An 18,928-nucleotide genomic window follows, 5' to 3' on the forward strand; every position below is an offset into this window, starting at 1 on the left:
CGCGTGCCGCCGCGGCGGCACGGCCTGCGGCGAGACGTAGCGTGTTCAGCCCTGATCCAGCGCCGCGCCAAGGCGCGAGAGCAGATGCGTGAGTTGGGCCTGGCTGTTGCAGCCGGTCTTGTGGAATACCGCCTTGAGCTGCGTGCGCGCGGTCTCGTGGCGGATGCCAAGCTGCTGGCTGGCTTCGGGCAAGCCCTCGCCGTGGGCCAGCTGCACGCTCAGCCGGGTTTCAGCCGGCGTCAGCCCGTACAGGTCGCGCAGCACGGGCCCGAGCAATAGCGGCGCGCGGTCCTGCTCATGCACGATCACCAGCGCGGCGGGTTCCTGCCACTGCGCGGCAAAGGCGTGCGAGGGCGGCAGCGGCAGCACGATGACCTGCGCCGTGGCGCCGCCGCTGGTGGCGCGTGCCGCCTGCGCGGCCACGGCGCGGCGCGGGTCGCAGGCTGCCTGGACCATGTCGGCGAAGGGCCGCGACAGAGTCCAGTCGGACACCTTGCCGGCCGGGTCCAGCCGCCGCGCCCAGCGTTCGCCGGCGCGGTTGCACAGCAGCACATGGCGCTGCGGCGAAAACACCAGCAGCGCGAAATTGAGCCGCTCGACCAGCTGCGTCGACAGCCGCGCCAGCACCGTCAGCCCGAGCGTGCGGTCGCGCATCGCCATGGCGCTGCGCATATGCGGGATGATCCAGTCCAGGCCGCCGGTGTCGGCGGTCGAGAACAGCGGCTGCCGCTGCGCGCGCTGCATCGAGAAATAGACTTCGCAATGGGGCTGGCGCTCCACCAGGCAGGCGACGTAGGAGCGCAGGCCATAGCGGTGGAAGAAGTCGCGGTAGAACGGATGGCGCGCCATGGTGCCTTCGCCCAGTTCGCGCGCGTCGATATACCAGTCGCCCGGCTGCAGGCGCGGCGCGAACTGCTTGGCCGGGTCGATGGCCTGGTAATCCGCTTCGTATTCGGTGAACAGCTCGACCACCGGATTGACGATCTCGTTGACGGTGACCTGGTCGCGCACCGTGTCCCAGACCATCATCGAGGCATGTGCCGTGCCGGCCAGCTCGGTCAGGGTGCGCAGGCTGTCCTGCCAGGCCCCGGGATCCAGAATGCCCTCGTACAAGCCGCGGATGGCTCCGTGCATGTCGGCTTCATTCATCTGACTTACCCCTTGCATTCGCGACAAAAATAATGCGCGGCACCGGCGATGCGTCCGCTCGCACCCCGGCATGCTTTGTTGTTATGGCTGCTTGTCTTTGGCCGCATCGGTATCGGCCGCCGCTTGTCTTGGCCGTTTGTAGACCGGCTCTGGCGTGATGGCGTGTCTGTTGTAGCAGACGTTGCGTACATTACCGCACTCGGGGGACTCGCGGAAAACGCTGGCGCCCCTTCTTTGGTGGGGAGTCCGGCAAGACGCGGCGCCCGGCGGCGCGCCATTGCGGGCCGGTTTGTGCGTTCCCGGGCGCTTCCCGGCGCTGCACGGTCCGGAATCGGCAAAGCCCTGATCACGATCAGGTAAAATGCCGGTTTCCCCGAATCAGCAGCGAAATCTCGCGCCATCCACCGTCATGACCTCTGTCCTGCGTCTTTCCGATCTGATTTCCCAAGGCAAACTCTCCGGCAAGCGGGTCTTTATCCGCGCCGACCTGAACGTGCCGCAGGATGACGCCGGCAACATCACCGAAGACACCCGCATCCGCGCCTCCGTGCCCGCCATCGAGGCCTGCCTGGCCGCCGGTGCCGCGGTGATGGTCACGTCCCACCTGGGGCGCCCGACCGAGGGCGAGTTCAAGACCGAAGACTCGCTGGCGCCGATCGCCGCGCGCCTGTCGGAGCTGCTGGGCAAGCCGGTCAAGCTGGTGCAGAACTGGGTCGACGGCGTCGAAGTGGCGCCCGGCCAGGTGGTGCTGCTGGAAAACTGCCGCGTCAACAAGGGCGAGAAGAAGAACAGCGACGAACTGGCGCAGAAAATGGCCAGGCTGTGCGATGTCTACGTCAACGACGCCTTCGGCACCGCGCACCGCGCCGAAGCCACCACCCACGGCATCGCCAAGTTCGCCCCGGTCGCCTGCGCCGGCCCGCTGCTGGCCGCCGAGATCGACGCGCTGGGCAAGGCGCTGGGCCAGCCGGCGCGTCCGCTGGTGGCGATCGTGGCCGGCTCCAAGGTCTCGACCAAGCTGACCATCCTGAAGTCGCTGGCCGACAAGGTCGACAACCTGGTGGTCGGCGGCGGCATCGCCAACACCTTCATGCTGGCCGCCGGCCTGAAGATCGGCAAGTCGCTGGCCGAAGCCGACCTGGTCGGCGATGCCAAGGCCATCATCGACATCATGGCCAAACGCGGCGCCTCGGTTCCCATTCCGGTCGACGTGGTCTGCGCCAAGGAATTCAGCGCGACCGCCACGGCGACGGTCAAGGACGTCAAGGACGTGGCCGACGACGACATGATCCTCGACATCGGCCCCAAGACCGCCGCGATGCTGGCCGACCAGCTCAAGGCCGCCGGCACCATCGTCTGGAACGGCCCGGTCGGCGTGTTCGAGTTCGACCAGTTCGGCAACGGCACCAAGGTGCTGGCCGAGGCCATCGCCGACTCGAAGGCGTTCTCGATCGCCGGCGGCGGCGACACGCTCGCCGCCATCGCCAAGTACGGCATTGCCGACCGCGTGGGCTATATCTCCACCGGCGGCGGCGCGTTCCTGGAATTCCTGGAAGGCAAGACGCTGCCCGCCTTCGAAGTGCTGGAGCAGCGCGCCGCAGGCTGACGCACCCGCCGCGCGCCTGGCGGGGCCGTCGGCCCGCCGGGCGCGCAACACCGGCCGTCGGGCCATCGAGCGCTGAAACCAGGAAACCCCCGCATGACCCGCTCCACCAAGATCGTCGCCACCATCGGCCCCGCTTCCAGCTCGCTGGAAATCCTGACGCGCATGATCGCGGCGGGGGTCGACGTGGTGCGGCTGAACTTTTCGCACGGCACCGCCCAGGACCATCTCGACCGCGCCCGGCTGGTGCGCGAGGCGGCGCAGGCCTGCGGGCGCGAGGTCGCCATCATGGCCGACCTGCAGGGCCCCAAGATCCGCGTGGGCAAGTTCGAGCACGGCAAGATCCTGCTCAAGGCGGGCGAGCCCTTCATCCTCGATTCCAGCTGCAAGCTCGGCAACGAACAGCGCGCCGGCCTGGACTACCAGGACCTGCCGCGCGACGTCGGCCCGGGCGACCTGCTGCTGCTCAACGACGGCCTGATCGTGCTGGTGGTCGAGCGCGTGCTGGGCACCGAGATCTTCACCACCGTGCGCGTGGGCGGCGAGCTGTCCAACAACAAGGGCATCAACCGCCAGGGCGGCGGGCTGTCGGCGCCGGCGCTGACCGCCAAGGACATGGACGACATCAAGACCGCCATGGCCCTGGGCGCGGACTACGTCGCGGTCAGCTTCCCCAAGAACGCCACCGACATGGAAATGGCGCGCCAGCTGGCCGCCGTGGCCGGCCAGCCGCACGGCCACCGGGCCCGCATGATCGCCAAGATCGAGCGTGCCGAGGCCATCCACCCGGGCGTGCTGGAAGAAATCCTGCAGGCCTCCGACGGCATCATGGTGGCGCGCGGCGACCTTGCCGTGGAAGTCGGCAACGCCGCCGTGCCGGCGCTGCAGAAGCGCATGATCAAGCTGGCGCGCGAGGCCAACAAGCTCACCATCACTGCCACGCAGATGATGGAAAGCATGATCGTCAACCCGGTGCCGACGCGCGCCGAGGTCTCGGACGTGGCCAACGCCGTGCTGGACGGCACCGACGCCGTGATGCTGTCGGCCGAGACCGCCGCCGGCCGCTATCCGGTGGAAACCGTCGAGGCCATGGCCGCGGTCTGCATCGAGGCCGAGAAGTCCGAGGTGGTGCAGCTCGACACCGATTTCCTGAACCAGACCTTCTCGCGCATCGACCAGTCGGTGGCGATGGGGGCGCTGTTCACCGCCTATCATTTGCAGGTGAAGGCGATCGCGGCGCTGACCGATTCGGGCGCGACCGCGCTGTGGATGAGCCGGCACCGCATCCATGTCCCGATCTACGCGATGACGCCCAACCTGGCGTCGCAGCGCAAGATGCAGCTGTACCGCAACGTGGTGCCGCTGCCGCTGCAGTCCAGCACCGACCGCGATACCGCGCTGGAGCAGGCCGAGGAGCTGCTGCTGGCGCAGGGCGTGGTGCAGCGGGGCGATTTCATCGTGCTGACCATCGGCGAGCCGATGGGCCAGCCGGGCGGCACCAACACCCTGAAGATCGTCAGGGTGGGGCATTGAGCGCCGACAGAAGAATACAGAGACATCCCATTTTCATTTAGGAGTTAGACATGCCACTCGTTTCGATGCGCCAGCTGCTGGACCACGCCGCCGAGAACAGCTACGGCCTGCCGGCTTTCAACGTCAACAACCTCGAACAGGTGCAGGCCATCATGCAGGCCGCCGACGAGGTCAACGCGCCGGTGATCATGCAAGCCTCGGCCGGTGCCCGCAAATACGCCGGCGAGCACTTCCTGCGCCACCTGATCGAGGCCGCGGTCGAAGCCTACCCGCACATCCCGGTGGTGATGCACCAGGACCACGGCCAGTCGCCGGCGATCTGCCAGGCCGCGATCGACCTGGGCTTCTCGTCGGTGATGATGGACGGCTCGCTGCGCGAAGACGGCAAGACCCCTGCCGACTACGAGTACAACGTCGACGTGACCCGCAAGGTGGTGCAGCTGTCGCACGCCATCGGCGTGACCGTCGAGGGCGAACTGGGCTGCCTGGGCTCGCTCGAAACCGGTGAAGCCGGCGAGGAAGACGGCATCGGCGCCGAAGGCAAGCTGGACCACTCCATGCTGCTGACCGACCCGGAGCAGGCCGCCGACTTCGTCAAGGCCACCCAGCTCGACGCGCTGGCGATTGCCATCGGCACCTCGCACGGCGCCTACAAGTTCACCCGCAAGCCCACCGGCGACATCCTGGCGATCAACCGCATCAAGGAAATCCACGCCCGCATCCCCAACACCCACCTGGTGATGCACGGCTCGTCGTCGGTGCCGCAGGAACTGCTGGAAGAGATCCGCAAGTTCGGCGGCGACATGAAGGAAACCTACGGCGTGCCGGTCGAGGAAATCCAGGAAGCGATCAAGTACGGCGTGCGCAAGATCAATATCGACACCGACATCCGCCTGGCCATGACCGGCGCGATCCGCCGCTTCTTCGTCGAAAACCCGAGCAAGTTCGACCCGCGCGAATACCTGAAGCCGGCCCGCGAAGCCGCCAAGCAGGTGTGCAAGGCGCGCTACCTGGCGTTCGGCTGCGAAGGCCAGGCCGGCAAGATCAAGCCGGTGGCGCTGAGCGAGATCGCGCAGCAGTACAAGTCGGGCAAGCTGGCGCAGGTCGTGCAGTAAGTTTTCATCGTCGTTCCCGCGCAGGCGGGAACCCAGCGTCTTTAGCGCGGCGCTGACCAAAGGCAAAAGTCACTGGGTCCCCGCCTCCGCGGGGACGACGCATTTTTGAGCGTCAGTGTTTTTTGCGGACGCTGTGCTTTACCTCCGTTTTATCGGAACCATCATGTCCAACGCTCTCTACCAGTCCTCCATCAACTCGCTGCCGCTGCTGGGCCACGGCAAGGTGCGCGACAACTACGCCGTCGGCAACGACAAGCTGCTGATCGTCACCACCGACCGCCTGTCGGCGTTCGACGTCATCATGGGCGAGCCGATCCCCGACAAGGGCCGCGTGCTGAACCAGATGGCGAACTTCTGGTTCAGGAAGCTCGCGCACATCGTGCCGAACCACGAGACCGGCATCGCGCCCGAGACCGTGGTGGCAGCCGATGAAGTGGAGCAGGTCAGGGGCCGCGCGGTGGTGGTCAAGCGCCTGAAGCCGATCCTGGTCGAGGCCGTGGTGCGCGGCTATCTTGCCGGCAGCGGCTGGAAGGACTACCAGGCCACCGGCAAGGTGTGCGGCATCGCGCTGCCGCCGGGCCTGCAGAACGCGCAGAAGCTGCCCGAGCCGATCTTCACGCCGGCGGCCAAGGCCGAGATGGGTGAGCACGACGAGAACATCTCGTTCGCCGAGGTCGAGGCCCGCATCGGCATCGCGCTGGCGCGCCAGATGCGCGAGATCTCGATCCGCCTGTACAAGGAAGCGGCCGAGTTCGCGGCCACGCGCGGCATTATCATCGCCGACACCAAGTTCGAGTTCGGCCTGGACGACAACGGCGTGCTGACGCTGATGGACGAAGTGCTGACCGCCGACTCGTCGCGCTTCTGGCCGGCCGATTCGTACCAGGTGGGCACCAACCCGCCGTCGTTCGACAAGCAGTTCGTGCGCGACTGGCTGGAAGCCGTGCGCATCGACGGCAAGCCGTGGCCCAAGACCGCGCCGGCACCGCAGCTGCCGGAAGACGTGATCGAGAAGACCGCGGCGAAGTACCGTGAGGCGCTGACGCGCCTGACGGGGGAAGAGTTGAAGTAAGTTCCCACCCCGGCTTCCCACAAGCCAACGGTGTTTCCCTCTCCCCTCACGGGGAGAGGGCAGGGTGAGGGGTGGTATGGCAAGGCACCACGCGTCGAGAACCGCTCGGCCCTCACCCCCGCCCCTCTCCCGCCAGCGGGAGAGGGGAGCAAACAAGCAAGGATCAAACGTGAGCAAGCAAGACAAGCCATTGGTCGGCGTGGTCATGGGCAGCAGTTCCGACTGGGACGTGATGCAGCACGCCGTGGCCATGCTGAAGGATTTCGGCGTGCCGTTCGAGGCCCAGGTGGTGTCCGCGCACCGCATGGCCGACGACATGTTCCGCTATGCCGAGAGCGCCCGCGGCCGCGGCATCCGCGCCATCATCGCCGGTGCCGGCGGTGCCGCGCACCTGCCCGGCATGATCGCCGCCAAGACCATCGTGCCGGTGTTCGGCGTGCCGGTGCCGTCGAAGTACCTGCGCGGCGAGGACTCGCTGCTGTCGATCGTGCAGATGCCCAAGGGCGTGCCGGTGGCCACCTTCGCCATCGGCGAGGCGGGCGCGGCCAACGCCGCGCTGCACGCGATCGCCACGCTGGCGACCACCGATGACGCGCTGGCCGCCGCGCTGGAAGCGTTCCGCGCGAAGCAGACCGAAGCCGCGCGCGCCATGACTTTGCCGCTGTAATGCTGCCGCTGTAATCCTCCGGACCCACACGGAACCGAGCAATGCCTACCGATATCCATCCCCATCTCTCCGAAGCCCACACGCCGGAATCGCGCGCCGAGTTCGGCGTCGACCGACCCGACGCGCCCATCCTGCCCGGCGCGTGGCTGGGCATGCTGGGCGGCGGCCAGCTCGGCCGCATGTTCACGCATGCGGCGCAGGCGATGGGCTATCGCGTGTGCGTGCTCGACCCGGACCAGGACAGCCCCGCCGGCGTGGTCGCCGACAAGCACATCTGCGCGCAGTACACCGACGAGGCCGCGCTCGCCGAGATGGGCAAGCTGTGCCAGGCGGTCAGCACCGAGTTCGAGAACGTGCCGTCGCTGTCGCTGGACCGGCTGGAGCAGCTCGGGGCGTTCGTCGCGCCGCGCGGCTACTGCGTGTCGATCGCGCAGAACCGCATCGGCGAGAAGAAGTTCTTTGCCGCGTGCGCCGAGCGCACCGGCGTGCCGACCGCGCCGCACTGGGTGATCCAGCACGACGCCGACGTCGACCAGCTGCCCGACCACGTGCTGCCCGGCATCCTCAAGACCGCGCGCATGGGCTACGACGGCAAGGGCCAGGCGCGCGTGAAGACGCGCGACGACGTGCGCGCCGCGTGGAAGGCGATGCAGCACGTGCCGTGCGTGCTCGAGCAGATGCTGCCGCTGGCGTACGAGGTCTCGGTGCTGGCCGCGCGCGGCGCCGACGGCGCCACCGCGACCTGGCCGCTGGCCGAGAACGTGCACCGCGACGGCATCCTGTTCTCGACCGAGATGCCGTCTGCCAGCGTCTCGCCCGAGATCGCCGATCGTGCCCGCGCCGCCGCTGCCGCCATTGCCACGGAAATGGGCTATGTCGGCGTGCTGTGCATCGAGTTCTTCGTGCTGACCGACGGTTCGCTGGTTGCCAACGAAATGGCGCCGCGCCCGCACAATTCCGGCCATATCACCATGGACGCCTGCGAGACCAGCCAGTTCGAACAGCAAGTGCGCGCCATGGCGCGGCTGCCGCTGGGCAGCACGCGCCAGCACTCGGCCGGCAAGATGCTGAACCTGCTCGGCGACGTGTGGTTCGAGTTCGGCCTGGAACGCACCCCGGCGTGGGACGAGGTGGTGGCGCAGCCCGGCGCCAAGCTGCACCTGTACGGCAAGAGCGATGCGCGCCCGTCGCGCAAGATGGGGCACGTCAACTGCATCGGCGAGCATGCCGAAGCCGCCGACGCCGCTTTCAAGGCGGCCGCGCAGGCGCTGCACATCCCGCTCTGATTCGACGCAAGGAACACAATGTCGCCGCGCACCCCCACGGCCGCCGAACTCGATGAAGCCGTCCGCCTGCTCGAGGCCGGGCAACTGGTCGCCTTCCCGACCGAGACCGTCTACGGCCTTGGCGCCGATGCCGAGAACCCCGCGGCGGTCGCCCGCATCTTCGCGCTCAAGGGCCGGCCGTCGAACCATCCGGTGATCGTGCACGTGGTCGACGGCGCCGACATCGGCTACTGGACCGACGACGTGCCCGAGGCCGCGCAGCAGCTGATCGACGCCTTCTGGCCCGGCCCGCTGACGCTGATCCTGAAGCGCGCCGCGCATATCGACGCCGCCGTCGCCGGCGGGCAGGACAGCATCGGCCTGCGTTGCCCGTCGCATCCGGTGGCGCAGGCGCTGCTGTCGCGCTTCAAGCGCGGCCGCGGCGGCATCGCCGCGCCTTCCGCCAACAAGTTCGGCCAGGTCAGCCCGACCACCGCGCAGCATGTGCGCGATGAATTCGGCGACGCGGTTTATGTGCTGGAAGGCGATGGCGTCGAGGTCGGCATCGAATCGACCATCGTCGACCTGTCGCGGCTGGACCAGGGCATCGGCCCGGTGCTGCTGCGCCCGGGGGCGGTCACGGTGGGAATGCTCGCGCAGGTGCTCGGCGAAGCCCCGCAGCCGCCGGACGCCGCCGCGCCGCGCGCATCGGGAACGCTGAAGGCCCACTACGCCCCGCACACGCCGCTGCTGCTGGCCGATGCGCAGGCTGCCGCCGCGCGCCTGGCAGCGCTGCCGGCGGATGCCCGCGTGGCCTGGGTCGGACGCGCGCCGCTGGCGGACCAGCGCTGCACCTGGGTACAGGCGCCCGCCGATGCCGGCGCCTATGCGCAGGAGCTGTACCGGCTGCTGCGCAAGCTCGACACGCAGGGTTATACGCAGCTGGTGTTCGAGGTGTTGCCGCAGGGGCAGGACTGGGCCGGCGTGCGCGACCGGCTGGAGCGGGCGGCGGCGGCGTTTGGCGGGTAGGGCGGGTGGTGGTTTGGCGCAGGTCTGACTTCGTCGACGCGCTGGCCCTCACCCCCGCCCCTCTCCCGCACGCGGGAGAGGGGAGCACACAGTCGGGAAGCGAGAGGAACTGAGCTAGCTGAATGCCTCGGCATGCCAGCGGTTTGCTCCCCTCTCCCGCACGCGGGAGAGGGGCCGGGGGTGAGGGCCGGCGCCTGCCAGGCACGCCGCCCCCAGCTCACCCCCCCAGCAACCGCAACCCCGTATACACGGCCATCCCCACCACAATCATCCCCACCATCTTCCTGGTCACCAGGTAGAACACCGTCGCCGCCACCCCCGCCATCAGCTTGTAGTTCGACAACGCCACCGTGAAATGCCCCTGCCACGTCATCAGGTCCGGCAGGATGATCGCCGCCAGCGCCGCCGCCGGCGCATAGCGCAGCGCGCGCTGGATGCGGTCCGGCACGGTGATGTGCTCGCCTGCCATCAGAAACAGCGCGCGCGTGATCACGGTGACGACCGCCATGCCGACGAGCGCGATCCAGACTTCGGTATGGCTCATGCGCGGTCTCCCGGCGGCGTTTCCGGCGCGGCGGTGTTCGTGACCTCGGGGACCTTGGCCCGGCGCCGCCGGATGCCGCGCAGCGCGGCACGCGCGGCCAGTTCGTCGCTGGCCATGCCGGCGGCGATCGCGCCCACCACGGCCACCACCAGCCCGAGCCGGTACGGCAGGTCGAAGCACAGCAGCGCCAGCACCGCGGAAATCACCACCGCCATCAGCGTCGAGCGCGAGTTGATGGTGGCGATCATCACCGGGATCAGCGCCATGGTGCCGGCGAGGCCCAGGCCCCAGCTGTCGGGGAACAGGCTGGCCAGCACGATGCCGATGATCGACGACACCTGCCACATGCAGAAATTGGTCAGCGCCATGCCCCAGAAGTAGCCTTCCTTGCCGGGCTCATAGCCGGGCGTGCTGTACTTCTGCAGGAAGTAGACGAAGTGCAGGTCGCCGTTGAAGAAGCCCAGCACGGTGCGCCGCGCCAGCGTCAGGTAGCTGAAGTGCGGCTGCATGCCGGCGCTGAAGATGACGAAGCGCAGGTTGACCATGGCCGCGGTCAGCCAGATGGTCCACAGCGGCAGCCCCGCGGCAAACAGCGGCAGCACCGCCAGCTGCGCCGAGCCGGCGTAGACCAGCAGCGACATGCCGATGGCCTCGGGCACGGTCAGCACGGACTTGCTCATGGCCACGCCGGTGACCAGGCCCCAGGAAAACACCGCGGGCAGGGACGGGGCAAAGCGGCGCGCGCCGTCGATAAAGCCGGCGCGTTCGGCCGGTGCGAAGCGATGCCAGAGGCGCAGCCACACCGGGGGTTGTCGGGAAGTCATGTCAGAGGAAGCGGGGGCGATGCGGCCCGGGGCCGAAGGCCGGCCCGGAAGGCTGCCGCCGCAGGACGCGGCCGGCACCCTGGCATTATAGGGTCGGATGGCAGGCTGGTAAGCGAGCGCTTAACAAAATGCCGCCGCGGCGTTGGCGGCAGGCCACGGCGCTGCGGCGTGGCCTGCACCGGATGCGCGCCAGCGCGTCACTGCGCTCCGCGGTACACCCACTGCAGCAGCGCGTCGTGCGCCTCCTGCGCCTGCGCGGCGTTGGGGTGGTTGATCATGCTGACCACCACGTAGCGGCCGCCTTCGGCCGCATCGACGTAGCCGGCGAGCGCGCGCACATCGGCCAGCGTGCCGGTCTTCAGGTAGCCGCTGCCGGCCGCGCTGGCGCGGGTCAGGCGATTGCGCAGCGTGCCGTCGACGCCCAGCACCGGCAGCGAGTCGATCAGCACCGGCCCGACCGGGCTGGCCGCGGCCTGCTGCAGCAGCCGCGCCATGTCATAGGCGCTGATGCGTTCCGCGCGCGACAGGCCCGAGCCGTTGTCCAGCACCAGCCCGGGCATGTCCAGCCCCTGGCGCGCCAGCCAGCGCTGCAGCACGCGGATCGAGCGCCCGGTGCTGGCCGGCCCGCCGCGGTCCATCTCGGCGCCGATGGTCAGGAACAGCTGCCGCGCCATCACGTTGTTCGAGAACTTGTTGATGTCGCGCACGATGTCGGCAAGCGGCAGGCCGTAGTGGCGCGCCAGCAGCACCGCGCCGCGCGGCACCTTGCCGCTGCGCAGCGCGGGCAGGCGGGCGAAGCGCCCGCCGGCGCGCTGCCACTCGGCGACAAAGCCGCCCCAGGTGAATTCCGCATGCGACAGCGTGGCGATATTGAGCACGTGCTCGCCGCAGTCGCTGGAATAGTCGCCCGCGAACGAGGCCAGCACGGTGCCGTCGGCTTGCGCCAGCACGGTGGGGCTGGCGCTGCTCTGCCAGTCGCCGCAGCGGCCGTTGGTCAAGGTGAGCCGGTTGTCCAGCTTCAGCTGCGCCAGTTCCGGCGTGACGCTGACCGCCACGGTCTGCGTGGCCGGGTCCGGCGTCAGCGTGAACGACAGCGTCTTGAAGGCGTACAGCAGCGCATCGGGGCCGACGTTGTAGGCGCGCTGCACCTCGCCGTCGATGGTGCCGTTGCTGTCCAGGCCCTCGGCAAAGTAGCTGCGGTCCAGCACCAGGTCGCCGTTGATGGTGGTGGCGCCGGCGGCGCGCGCCCGCGCCACCAGCTTGGCCATTTCCTCGGGCACCAGCTTGGGATCGCCGTGGCCGCGCAGGTAGACGTTGCCGTTGACGGTGCCGTCGAAGCCGGGCTGCGCGTCGGCGTAGAGCGAGGTCTGCCAGCGGTAGTCGGCCCCCAGCAGCTGCAGGCCGGCGAAGGTGGTGACCAGCTTCATGGTCGACGCCGGGTTCATCGGCTGCTGCGCATTCCAGCTGGCGCGCGCGCTGCTGTCGCCCAGCCGCACCACGTAGAAGCTGGCCGCCGCGGCCGGCACGCCGGCGCGGCGCAGTGCCGCGGCCACGGGGGCCGGCACGCCCGCGCCGAGCAGCGCCGGATCGGCGCCGGCTTTGGTGGCGGCCCTGGAGGCTTTCGGCGCTTTGGCGGGCCTGGCTGCCTTGGTGGCCTTGGTTGCCTTGGTTGCCTTCTCCGCCTTCTCCGCCTTCGCGGGCGGCTTGGCGTGGGCCGGGATCAGTGCCGGGCCGCCGGCCAGCAGCACGGCGGCAACGATGGACGAGAGCAGTGGCGACAGGCGGCGCAGCAGCGCGCCGGGTCGCGCAGCGGTGGGCGCGGCGAGGGTTTTTGGCATGGCGGCCATGTTAACGCATGGCCGCGCGCAAGCGCATGACAGCGCCGCCGGTCCGGGCTGGCTCAGCGACGGTTCAGCCGGCGCGCGGCGGCGCCAGCCGTGCCAGCAGCGCTTTCAGCGTGGCCTGCTCGGCTTCGCTCAGCGCCGAGCTGACGTGGGCGTCGTGCGCCACCACCGCCTGCGTGGCGGCTTCGAGCGTGCGGCGTCCGGCCGGGGTCAGCACCAGGCTGTAGGCGCGCCGGTCGCCCGCCGCGGGGCGCCGTGCCACCAGCTTCATCGCTTCGAGCGCATCCACCAGCAGCACCGCGCCCGAGCGCGCGATGCCCAGGATATGCGCCAGCTCGGTCAGCTTCAGGTGCGGGTTGCGCGAGATGATCACCAGCGCCGAGAAGCGCGGCGGGGTGATCTGCCACTGCGCCAGCGACTGCACGAAGTCTTCGTAGATGCGGATCTGCGCGCGGCGGATGGCGTAGCCGACCAGGTTGTCGAGCACGCCGTAGTCGACGTTCGGCACATGCGGGTCGAAACCGCCATCGGCACCGTCGGCGGCGGCCGGGTCGGGCGCCAGCGGCTCGCGCGCCTTGCGCCGCGCGGGCGCCGCGGCGGTGCGGGCCTGCCGCGCGGGGGTGGCGGGCGGGGTGCCGGTTGCGTCGGGGATCATTTGAGCAGTTTCCAGTTGCCGTTTTCTATTGTCACCATAACCCGTCCGCGCTGGTCGAAGCCATAGTGGTCTTGCGCACTGAAGTTCAGCACCCCGTGCGACACCACGATGTCGCGCTCGGTCTCCAGCGCGTGGCGCAGCGCCTGGCGGAATGCCGGCGTGCCGGGGCGGGCCTGCTTCAGCGCCACCGGCACGATGCGCTCCAGCACCAGCCCGGCATCGTAGGCATGGGCGCCGAACTGCGTGCGGGTCTCGGCCCCGTATTGTTTTTCATAGCGGGTGACGTAGTCCAGCCCGGGCTTGCGCACCGGGTCGCCGGCGGGCAGCTGCTCCGGCACGATCACCGGGCCGGCGGGCAGGATCGCGCCGTTGACCAGGCGCCCGCCAATGCGGATCAGGTCCCTGGTGGCCGCGCCATGGGTCTGGTACAGCGTGCCGCCGTAGCCGCGCTCGCGCAGCGTGGTGTGCGGCAGCGCGGCGCCGGTGCCGGCGCCGGCGATCAGGATGGCATCGGGTTTGGCCGCGATCAGCTTGAGCGCCTGCGCGGTCACGCTGGTGTCGGCGCGGCCGTAGCGCTCGGTGGCGACCAGGCGGATGCCGTTGGCGCTGGCGGCGGCGGTGAAATCCTTCAGCCAGGTCTCGCCGTAGGCATCGGCAAAGCCGATAAAGCCGATGGTCTTGACGCCCCGGGTCTTGGCGGTGGCGGCCACGGCATTGGCCATCAGCCGCACCGGCTGCGCCAGCCGGAAGGTCCATGCGCCGCGCCCGGGCTTCAGCTCGATCGGCGAGAACGACAGCTGCACGGTCTGGGCTTCGTCGGCTACCTCGGCAATCGCGATCGACGGCGCCACCGCGGAAGAGCCCAGGATGATGTCGACCTTGTCCTCGGCAACGAAGCGGCGCGCCGCCTTGGCGCCCTGCGTGGGATCGGAGGCATCGTCCAGCACGATGTAGCGCACCGGCTCGCCGCCGATCTGCTGCGGCAGGTAGGCCAGCGAGTTTTTCTGCGGGATGCCCAGCGAAGCCGAAGGGCCGGTGGTGGACAGGCTGACGCCGACGGTGATGTCGGCGAGGGCGGTGGTGGCGGTGAAGGCCAGCAAGGCGGCTAGCGCGAGGCGGGTGCGGTCGGTCGGGGTTCGGGGTGCCATGGTTGTCTCCTCGGTCTCAGTGATCTTATGTGTTTTCCATCCCGCTGGTCTGCTCCCTCTCCCGCTTGCGGGAGAGGGAGTACACCGTCGCCTTACACCTTGCCCTGCATCGATTGCCGGTCGAATCCCGCCAGCTGCTTGTACCGCAGCGAAATCGCCTCCAGTTCTTCGCGAGGGATGACCTGCCCGATATCGCCGAAGCCCTGCGGCGCGCGTTCCTCGGCCAGCTGCATCACCTGCTCGGGGCCGTTCATGCGGTTGCGCAGCACGATGCCGGCGGTGCGCGGCAGGCGCTCGGCCTCGTATTCGCGCAGCGCGTAGCCGGTGTCGCGGGTGCCGAGCAGGCTGTCGACCAGGTAGCGCGCGTCGAGGATGGCCTGGGCGCTGCCGTTCGAGCCGATCGGGTACATCGGGTGCGCGGCGTCGCCCAGCAGCGTGACGCGGTCGAAGGTCCAGCGCGGCAGCGGGTCCTTGTCGACCATCGGGAATTCGTAGATGGCCTGGGCGCCGTCGATCAGCGCGGGGATGTCGATCCAGTCCCACTGCCAGCCGGCGAACTGCGCGCGGAACACCGACTTGTCGACCTGCTTGTTCCAGTCGCTGCGCGGCGGGGTGTCGGGCACGCTGTCGGGCACGCGCAGCTCGGCGATCCAGTTGACCAGCGAGCGGCCCTGGCGGCGCAGCGGCTCGGAGATGGGATAGGCGACGAACTTCTGGTCCTGGTGCCCGGCCATGAACATCGAGCGGCCGTCCAGGTAGGGCGGCGCTTCAGTGACCGCGCGCCACAGCAGCCGGCGCGAAAAGCGCGGCAGGTCGCCGGTGGGATAGAAATGGCGGCGCACCGCCGAATGGATGCCGTCGGCGCCGACCAGCACGTCGGCGCTGGCCTCGACTTCGGCATGGTCGGCGCGGCGGCGCAGTGTGAAACGCGCCTGGCCATGCGCGCCGGTGTCCAGCACGGACTCGAAGCTGTGGCCGGTATGGACCGCGCCGGTGCCCAGGCGCTCGACCACAGTGCGGTGCAGCAGCATCTGGAATTCGCCGCGGTGGATCGAGAACTGCGGCCAGTCGTAGCCGGCAGCGAGCCCGCGCGGTTCATGCCAGATGCGCTGGCCCAGCTTGTTGTAGTAGGACAGGGACGAGGTCTCGACCGCAATCGCGGCCAGCGCGTCGCGCAGGCCCAGCTCGTCGAGCACGCGCACGGCGTGCGGCAGCAGGTTGATGCCTACGCCGAGCGGGCGCAGCGTCTCGCTGGCCTCCCAGACCTCGGCCTCGATGCCGTGGCGGTGGCACAGCAGCGCCAGCGTCAGCCCGCCGATGCCGCCTCCGGCGATTGCGATCTTCATGGTGTCTCCCCGCGTGCAGGTCGCGCCGGGTGCCGCGCGCGCGGCGCTTCCGGCGGATCGAATTTGTTATGGAGTATAACGATTCGATCGTGCGCGGCAAGACGGGGAAGACCCCGGGGGCATGGCCTCCGGGGTCGGGAAAAACCCGCGCTCAGCCCAGCGCGGCGCCTTCCGGCTTGGCCTCGGCCGCGGCCGGTGTCTTGAGCGACGGCACCGGGAACACGATGTCGTACAGCCAGTTGTACACCAGCGCGTAGACCATGTAGAAGCCGGCCACGGCGATGTCCATGATGAGCGCGTCGAGCAGGCTGATATCGAGGTACCACGCCACCGACGGCAGGAACACGACGAGCAGGCCCAGTTCGAACAGCAGCGCGTGCAGCACGCGCACCGGCACCGACTTGCGCAGCTGGCCGGTGAAACGCAGCATGCCCTTGTCGAACAGCACGTTGTACAGGTAGTTCCAGCCGGTGGCGATCAGCGACGCGACCGCGCCGATCACGCCCATCTCGTGCAGTTCATAGCCGAAGGCCCAGCTGGCCAGCGGTGCGAAGATCAGCAGGCCGACCACCTCGAAGCCAACGGCATGGCGGATCCGGTCCCAGGTTTTGCGCATGGTTTCTCCTTGCGGGCAAACACGATGGGGCCTAGTCTATCTGCTGGGCAGGGATTGCCAAGTTGGATACCATCGATTTTACAGATAGATCAGGGTTCGGAGGTACGCATGAGTCTCTCGCTGGAACAACTGCAGGCTTTTGTGGCCGCCGCCGACACCGGCTCGTTCTCGGCCGCCGCGCGCCGGCTCGGCAAGGCCCAGTCGGTGGTCAGCGCGGCGGTGTCCAACCTGGAAATCGACGCCGGCAACGCACTGTTCGACCGCAGCGGTCGCTACCCGGTGCTGACCCCGACCGGCGAGCGGCTGCTGGCCGAGGCGCGCGTGATCCTGGAGCGCTGCGAGCACTTCCGCGGCGTGGCCAAGAGCCTGGGCGAGGGCGTGGAGACGCGGCTGGTGCTGGCGGTGGACGAGCTTTATCCGGAAGAAACGCTGGGCATGCTGCTGGTGGAGTTCTCCAACCGCTTCCCGGCAGTGGAGCTTGAGCTGCTGTTCCCGCTGATGGAGGACGTCAGCCGGCTGGTGCTGGAGGGCGGCGCCGACCTCGGCATCATGTGGCGCCAGGAAGTGCTGCCGCCGGAACTGGGCTTCCATGCGCTGGGCTGGGTGCCGATGCAGATCCTGTGCGCGCCCGAGCATCCGCTGGCGTCGCAGCGGGTCGACTGGGAAGAGCTCAAGCGCTACCGCCAGCTGATGGTCGCGACCCGCACCGACAGCGAGGAAAAGATGCGCCTGCGCGTCGCCGCCGACGTGTGGTGGGTGGAAAGCCAGTGGGTGATCGTCGAGCTGGTCAAGCGCGGGCTGGGCTGGGCCTTCGTGCCGTGGCACGTGGTGGCCAATTCGCCGGCCGCGGCGCAGCTGGTGTCGCCGCCGCTGGCGTTCCAGCAGCAGGACTGGCCGGTGGCGATGGAGCTGGTCTGGCACAAGCAGCGGCCGCTGGGCAAGGCCGCCACCTGGCTGCGCGAGCGCATCTGCGCGCAGCCGCTGCCGAGCGCGCCGCAGCGTGGCGCCTAGCGCTGGCCGACGGTGGCCGGCGCGGCGGCTTGTCCGCTGGCGCCTGCGCTGCCGCTGCCGCCTGCAGCCTGCGCATGCCAGCCGCCGCCCAGCGCCTTGACCAGCACCACCGCCGCGGTGTACTGGCGGCCCGTGATCGACAGCGCGGTGCGCTCCGCGGTGTAGGCGCTGGTCTGCGCCGTCAGCACGTCGAGCAGGCCGGCGGTGCCGGCGCGGTAGCGGTTGTTGACCAGCGCCAACGCCTCGCGCGCCGAGCGCAGCGCGTCGTTCTGCACCACCGCCTCCTGTTCCAGCAGCCGCTGCGCGGCGAGGTTGTCCTCGACTTCCTGGAACGCGCCCAGCACGGTCTGGCGGTAGTTGGCCACGGTCTGGTCGTAGGCGGCCACCGCCTGCGCCTTGGCCGCGCTGCGCAGGCCGCCGTCGAACAGCGTGCCGGCCAGGCCGCCGCCGATCGACCAGATCCGGTCCGGCAGCGACATCCAGCGCGCCAGCGTGCTGGCCGTCAGCCCGCCGCTGGCCGACAGCGACAGCGTCGGGTAGTACGCCGCCTGCGCCACGCCGATCTGCGCATTGGCCGAGGCCATGCGCCGCTCGGCCGCGCCGATGTCGGGGCGGCGCTCCAGCAGCTGCGACGGCACCGCGGCCGGCACGCGCGGCGGCGCGGCGCGGAATTCATCGGCGGCCAGCGACAGCGCCGCCGGCGGCTTGCCCACCAGCACCGCGATGGCATGCTCCAGCTGCGCGCGCGTGATCTGGATGTCGATCTGCTGCGCCTGCGCGCTCTTGAGCTGGGTCTCGGACTGCAGCACGTCGGAGCGCTGCGCGGTGCCGGCCGCGTACTGGTTCTGCACCAGCTGCAGCGACTTCTGGTAGTCGGCGACGGTGCGGTCCAGCAGCGCCTTCTGCGCATCGGCCACGCGCAGCAGGAAGTAGCTTTGCGCCAGTGTGGCCTGCGTCGACAGCAGCGTCGACGCCAGGTCGGCCTCGCTGGCCTGCGCGCTGGCCTCGCTGCTTTCCACCTGGCGCCGCACGCGGCCCCAGACGTCGAGCTCCCAGGTCGCGCCCAGCGTGGCGCTCTGCCCGTTGAGCGTGTTGCCGTTGACGCCGCGCGCGCGCGACGCGCCGGCCTGCGCATCGACCACCGGGAAAAAGCCCGCGCGTGCCGCCTGCAGCGATGCCACCGCCTGGCGGTACTGGGCCTCGGCGGCCTTGATGTTCTGGTTCGAGATCTGCACCTCGCCCATCAGCGCGTCGAGCTGCGCATCGCCGAACACGGTCCACCAGTCGGCGCGCGCCAGCGCGTCCTGCGGCTCGGCGGGCTTCCAGTCGCCGGTCCAGGCGGGCGTGGCGGCATCGGCTTCCTTGAACGAGGCGGACACCGGCGCATCGGGGCGCTGGTAGTCGGGGCCGACGGCGCAGCCGGCCAGCAGCAGCGCGCACGCCAGCGGCACCGGCAGGGCGTGGGTCAGGAGGCGGGAAAGAACTGTCATGTCGAGTCTTCGCAAAT

The 18,928-nt window shown here is 69.5% G+C and carries 17 protein-coding genes; 8 read left to right on the forward strand and 9 right to left on the reverse strand.

Annotated features, from left to right (window positions below; translation table 11 throughout):
- Positions 1-45: 45 nt before the first annotated feature.
- Positions 46-1,149: a helix-turn-helix transcriptional regulator gene (locus CBM2594_RS03915; protein ID WP_116355694.1), complete on the reverse strand. Its 1,104-nt coding sequence runs from the start codon at positions 1,147-1,149 to the stop codon at positions 46-48.
- Between the two features lie 409 nt (positions 1,150-1,558).
- On the opposite strand from CBM2594_RS03915, the gene CBM2594_RS03920 reads away from it, so the two are divergent.
- The 7 genes from CBM2594_RS03920 (at position 1,559) to CBM2594_RS03950 (ending at position 9,433) form a co-directional block, all read left to right on the forward strand.
- The gene (locus CBM2594_RS03920) at positions 1,559-2,755 is read left to right on the forward strand and encodes a phosphoglycerate kinase (RefSeq protein ID WP_116355695.1); all 1,197 of its coding nucleotides are present in this window, start codon (positions 1,559-1,561) and stop codon (positions 2,753-2,755) included.
- Positions 2,756-2,848: 93 nt separating this feature from the next.
- Positions 2,849-4,285, forward strand: a complete 1,437-nt coding sequence (gene pyk / locus CBM2594_RS03925; protein WP_116355696.1) for a pyruvate kinase — start codon at positions 2,849-2,851, stop codon at positions 4,283-4,285.
- Positions 4,286-4,335: 50 nt separating this feature from the next.
- Positions 4,336-5,400 carry a class II fructose-bisphosphate aldolase gene (gene fba / locus CBM2594_RS03930; RefSeq protein ID WP_018008879.1) on the forward strand — a complete coding sequence of 355 codons (1,065 nt, stop codon included), beginning with the start codon at positions 4,336-4,338 and terminating at the stop codon, positions 5,398-5,400.
- 163 nt (positions 5,401-5,563) lie between these two features.
- Positions 5,564-6,472, forward strand: a complete 909-nt coding sequence (locus CBM2594_RS03935) for a phosphoribosylaminoimidazolesuccinocarboxamide synthase (protein ID WP_116355697.1) — start codon at positions 5,564-5,566, stop codon at positions 6,470-6,472.
- A 169-nt stretch (positions 6,473-6,641) separates the two neighbouring features.
- Entirely contained in the window at positions 6,642-7,139 is a 498-nt protein-coding gene (purE, locus tag CBM2594_RS03940; protein ID WP_012351852.1) for a 5-(carboxyamino)imidazole ribonucleotide mutase, read from the forward strand.
- A gap of 41 nt (positions 7,140-7,180) precedes the next feature.
- A complete protein-coding gene (locus CBM2594_RS03945) occupies positions 7,181-8,425 on the forward strand; it encodes a 5-(carboxyamino)imidazole ribonucleotide synthase (protein ID WP_116355698.1) in 1,245 nt (414 codons plus the stop codon).
- 18 nt (positions 8,426-8,443) lie between these two features.
- Positions 8,444-9,433 carry an L-threonylcarbamoyladenylate synthase gene (locus tag CBM2594_RS03950; RefSeq protein ID WP_116355699.1) on the forward strand — a complete coding sequence of 330 codons (990 nt, stop codon included), beginning with the start codon at positions 8,444-8,446 and terminating at the stop codon, positions 9,431-9,433.
- A 217-nt stretch (positions 9,434-9,650) separates the two neighbouring features.
- Here the strand turns inward: CBM2594_RS03950 and CBM2594_RS03955 are convergent, their stop codons facing one another.
- The 7 genes from CBM2594_RS03955 to CBM2594_RS03985 all read right to left on the reverse strand — a co-directional run bounded on the left by CBM2594_RS03955 (position 9,651) and on the right by CBM2594_RS03985 (position 16,410).
- Positions 9,651-9,977, reverse strand: coding sequence for an AzlD domain-containing protein (locus tag CBM2594_RS03955; RefSeq protein WP_116355700.1), 327 nt, complete (start codon positions 9,975-9,977; stop codon positions 9,651-9,653).
- Complete coding sequence (locus tag CBM2594_RS03960) at positions 9,974-10,801, reverse strand: AzlC family ABC transporter permease (protein ID WP_116355701.1); 828 nt, start codon at positions 10,799-10,801, stop codon at positions 9,974-9,976. Before CBM2594_RS03960 ends, CBM2594_RS03955 begins: the two co-directional genes overlap by 4 nt.
- A 197-nt stretch (positions 10,802-10,998) precedes the next feature.
- Positions 10,999-12,648: a D-alanyl-D-alanine carboxypeptidase/D-alanyl-D-alanine endopeptidase gene (gene dacB / locus CBM2594_RS03965; RefSeq protein ID WP_116355702.1), complete on the reverse strand. Its 1,650-nt coding sequence runs from the start codon at positions 12,646-12,648 to the stop codon at positions 10,999-11,001.
- A gap of 64 nt (positions 12,649-12,712) precedes the next feature.
- Positions 12,713-13,300, reverse strand: coding sequence for a MarR family winged helix-turn-helix transcriptional regulator (locus CBM2594_RS03970; RefSeq protein ID WP_116355703.1), 588 nt, complete (start codon positions 13,298-13,300; stop codon positions 12,713-12,715).
- Entirely contained in the window at positions 13,297-14,448 is a 1,152-nt protein-coding gene (locus CBM2594_RS03975) for an ABC transporter substrate-binding protein (RefSeq protein ID WP_116355704.1), read from the reverse strand. Before CBM2594_RS03975 ends, CBM2594_RS03970 begins: the two co-directional genes overlap by 4 nt.
- A 92-nt stretch (positions 14,449-14,540) precedes the next feature.
- Positions 14,541-15,794, reverse strand: coding sequence for a flavin-dependent oxidoreductase (locus CBM2594_RS03980; protein ID WP_116355705.1), 1,254 nt, complete (start codon positions 15,792-15,794; stop codon positions 14,541-14,543).
- Between the two features lie 151 nt (positions 15,795-15,945).
- Positions 15,946-16,410: a PACE efflux transporter gene (locus tag CBM2594_RS03985; RefSeq protein ID WP_116355706.1), complete on the reverse strand. Its 465-nt coding sequence runs from the start codon at positions 16,408-16,410 to the stop codon at positions 15,946-15,948.
- 108 nt (positions 16,411-16,518) lie between these two features.
- Between CBM2594_RS03985 and CBM2594_RS03990 the strand changes: the two genes are divergently transcribed.
- Positions 16,519-17,421 (forward strand): LysR family transcriptional regulator, encoded by a 903-nt coding sequence (locus CBM2594_RS03990; RefSeq protein WP_116355707.1) that lies wholly within the window; start codon positions 16,519-16,521, stop codon positions 17,419-17,421.
- Here CBM2594_RS03990 and CBM2594_RS03995 read toward each other — a convergent pair.
- Positions 17,418-18,911 (reverse strand): efflux transporter outer membrane subunit, encoded by a 1,494-nt coding sequence (locus CBM2594_RS03995; RefSeq protein ID WP_116355708.1) that lies wholly within the window; start codon positions 18,909-18,911, stop codon positions 17,418-17,420. The genes CBM2594_RS03990 and CBM2594_RS03995 overlap by 4 nt on opposite strands.
- Positions 18,912-18,928 lie beyond the last annotated feature (17 nt).

The sequence above is a fragment of the Cupriavidus taiwanensis genome (assembly GCF_900249755.1).
GTDB lineage: Bacteria > Pseudomonadota > Gammaproteobacteria > Burkholderiales > Burkholderiaceae > Cupriavidus > Cupriavidus taiwanensis_D.

What these genes read in the sequence shown, in the direction of transcription:
- CBM2594_RS03935 (WP_116355697.1), top strand. Translation starts at nt 5,564, where the DNA reads ATGTCCAACGCTCTCTACCAGTCCTCCATCAACTCGCTGCCGCTGCTG.
- CBM2594_RS03975 (WP_116355704.1), bottom strand. Translation starts at nt 14,448, where the DNA reads ATGGCACCCCGAACCCCGACCGACCGCACCCGCCTCGCGCTAGCCGCC.
- pyk (WP_116355696.1), top strand. Translation starts at nt 2,849, where the DNA reads ATGACCCGCTCCACCAAGATCGTCGCCACCATCGGCCCCGCTTCCAGC.
- CBM2594_RS03915 (WP_116355694.1), bottom strand. Translation starts at nt 1,149, where the DNA reads ATGAATGAAGCCGACATGCACGGAGCCATCCGCGGCTTGTACGAGGGC.
- CBM2594_RS03990 (WP_116355707.1), top strand. Translation starts at nt 16,519, where the DNA reads ATGAGTCTCTCGCTGGAACAACTGCAGGCTTTTGTGGCCGCCGCCGAC.
- CBM2594_RS03950 (WP_116355699.1), top strand. Translation starts at nt 8,444, where the DNA reads ATGTCGCCGCGCACCCCCACGGCCGCCGAACTCGATGAAGCCGTCCGC.
- CBM2594_RS03980 (WP_116355705.1), bottom strand. Translation starts at nt 15,794, where the DNA reads ATGAAGATCGCAATCGCCGGAGGCGGCATCGGCGGGCTGACGCTGGCG.
- fba (WP_018008879.1), top strand. Translation starts at nt 4,336, where the DNA reads ATGCCACTCGTTTCGATGCGCCAGCTGCTGGACCACGCCGCCGAGAAC.
- CBM2594_RS03920 (WP_116355695.1), top strand. Translation starts at nt 1,559, where the DNA reads ATGACCTCTGTCCTGCGTCTTTCCGATCTGATTTCCCAAGGCAAACTC.
- CBM2594_RS03945 (WP_116355698.1), top strand. Translation starts at nt 7,181, where the DNA reads ATGCCTACCGATATCCATCCCCATCTCTCCGAAGCCCACACGCCGGAA.
- CBM2594_RS03955 (WP_116355700.1), bottom strand. Translation starts at nt 9,977, where the DNA reads ATGAGCCATACCGAAGTCTGGATCGCGCTCGTCGGCATGGCGGTCGTC.
- CBM2594_RS03985 (WP_116355706.1), bottom strand. Translation starts at nt 16,410, where the DNA reads ATGCGCAAAACCTGGGACCGGATCCGCCATGCCGTTGGCTTCGAGGTG.
- dacB (WP_116355702.1), bottom strand. Translation starts at nt 12,648, where the DNA reads ATGGCCGCCATGCCAAAAACCCTCGCCGCGCCCACCGCTGCGCGACCC.
- CBM2594_RS03960 (WP_116355701.1), bottom strand. Translation starts at nt 10,801, where the DNA reads ATGACTTCCCGACAACCCCCGGTGTGGCTGCGCCTCTGGCATCGCTTC.
- CBM2594_RS03995 (WP_116355708.1), bottom strand. Translation starts at nt 18,911, where the DNA reads ATGACAGTTCTTTCCCGCCTCCTGACCCACGCCCTGCCGGTGCCGCTG.
- CBM2594_RS03970 (WP_116355703.1), bottom strand. Translation starts at nt 13,300, where the DNA reads ATGATCCCCGACGCAACCGGCACCCCGCCCGCCACCCCCGCGCGGCAG.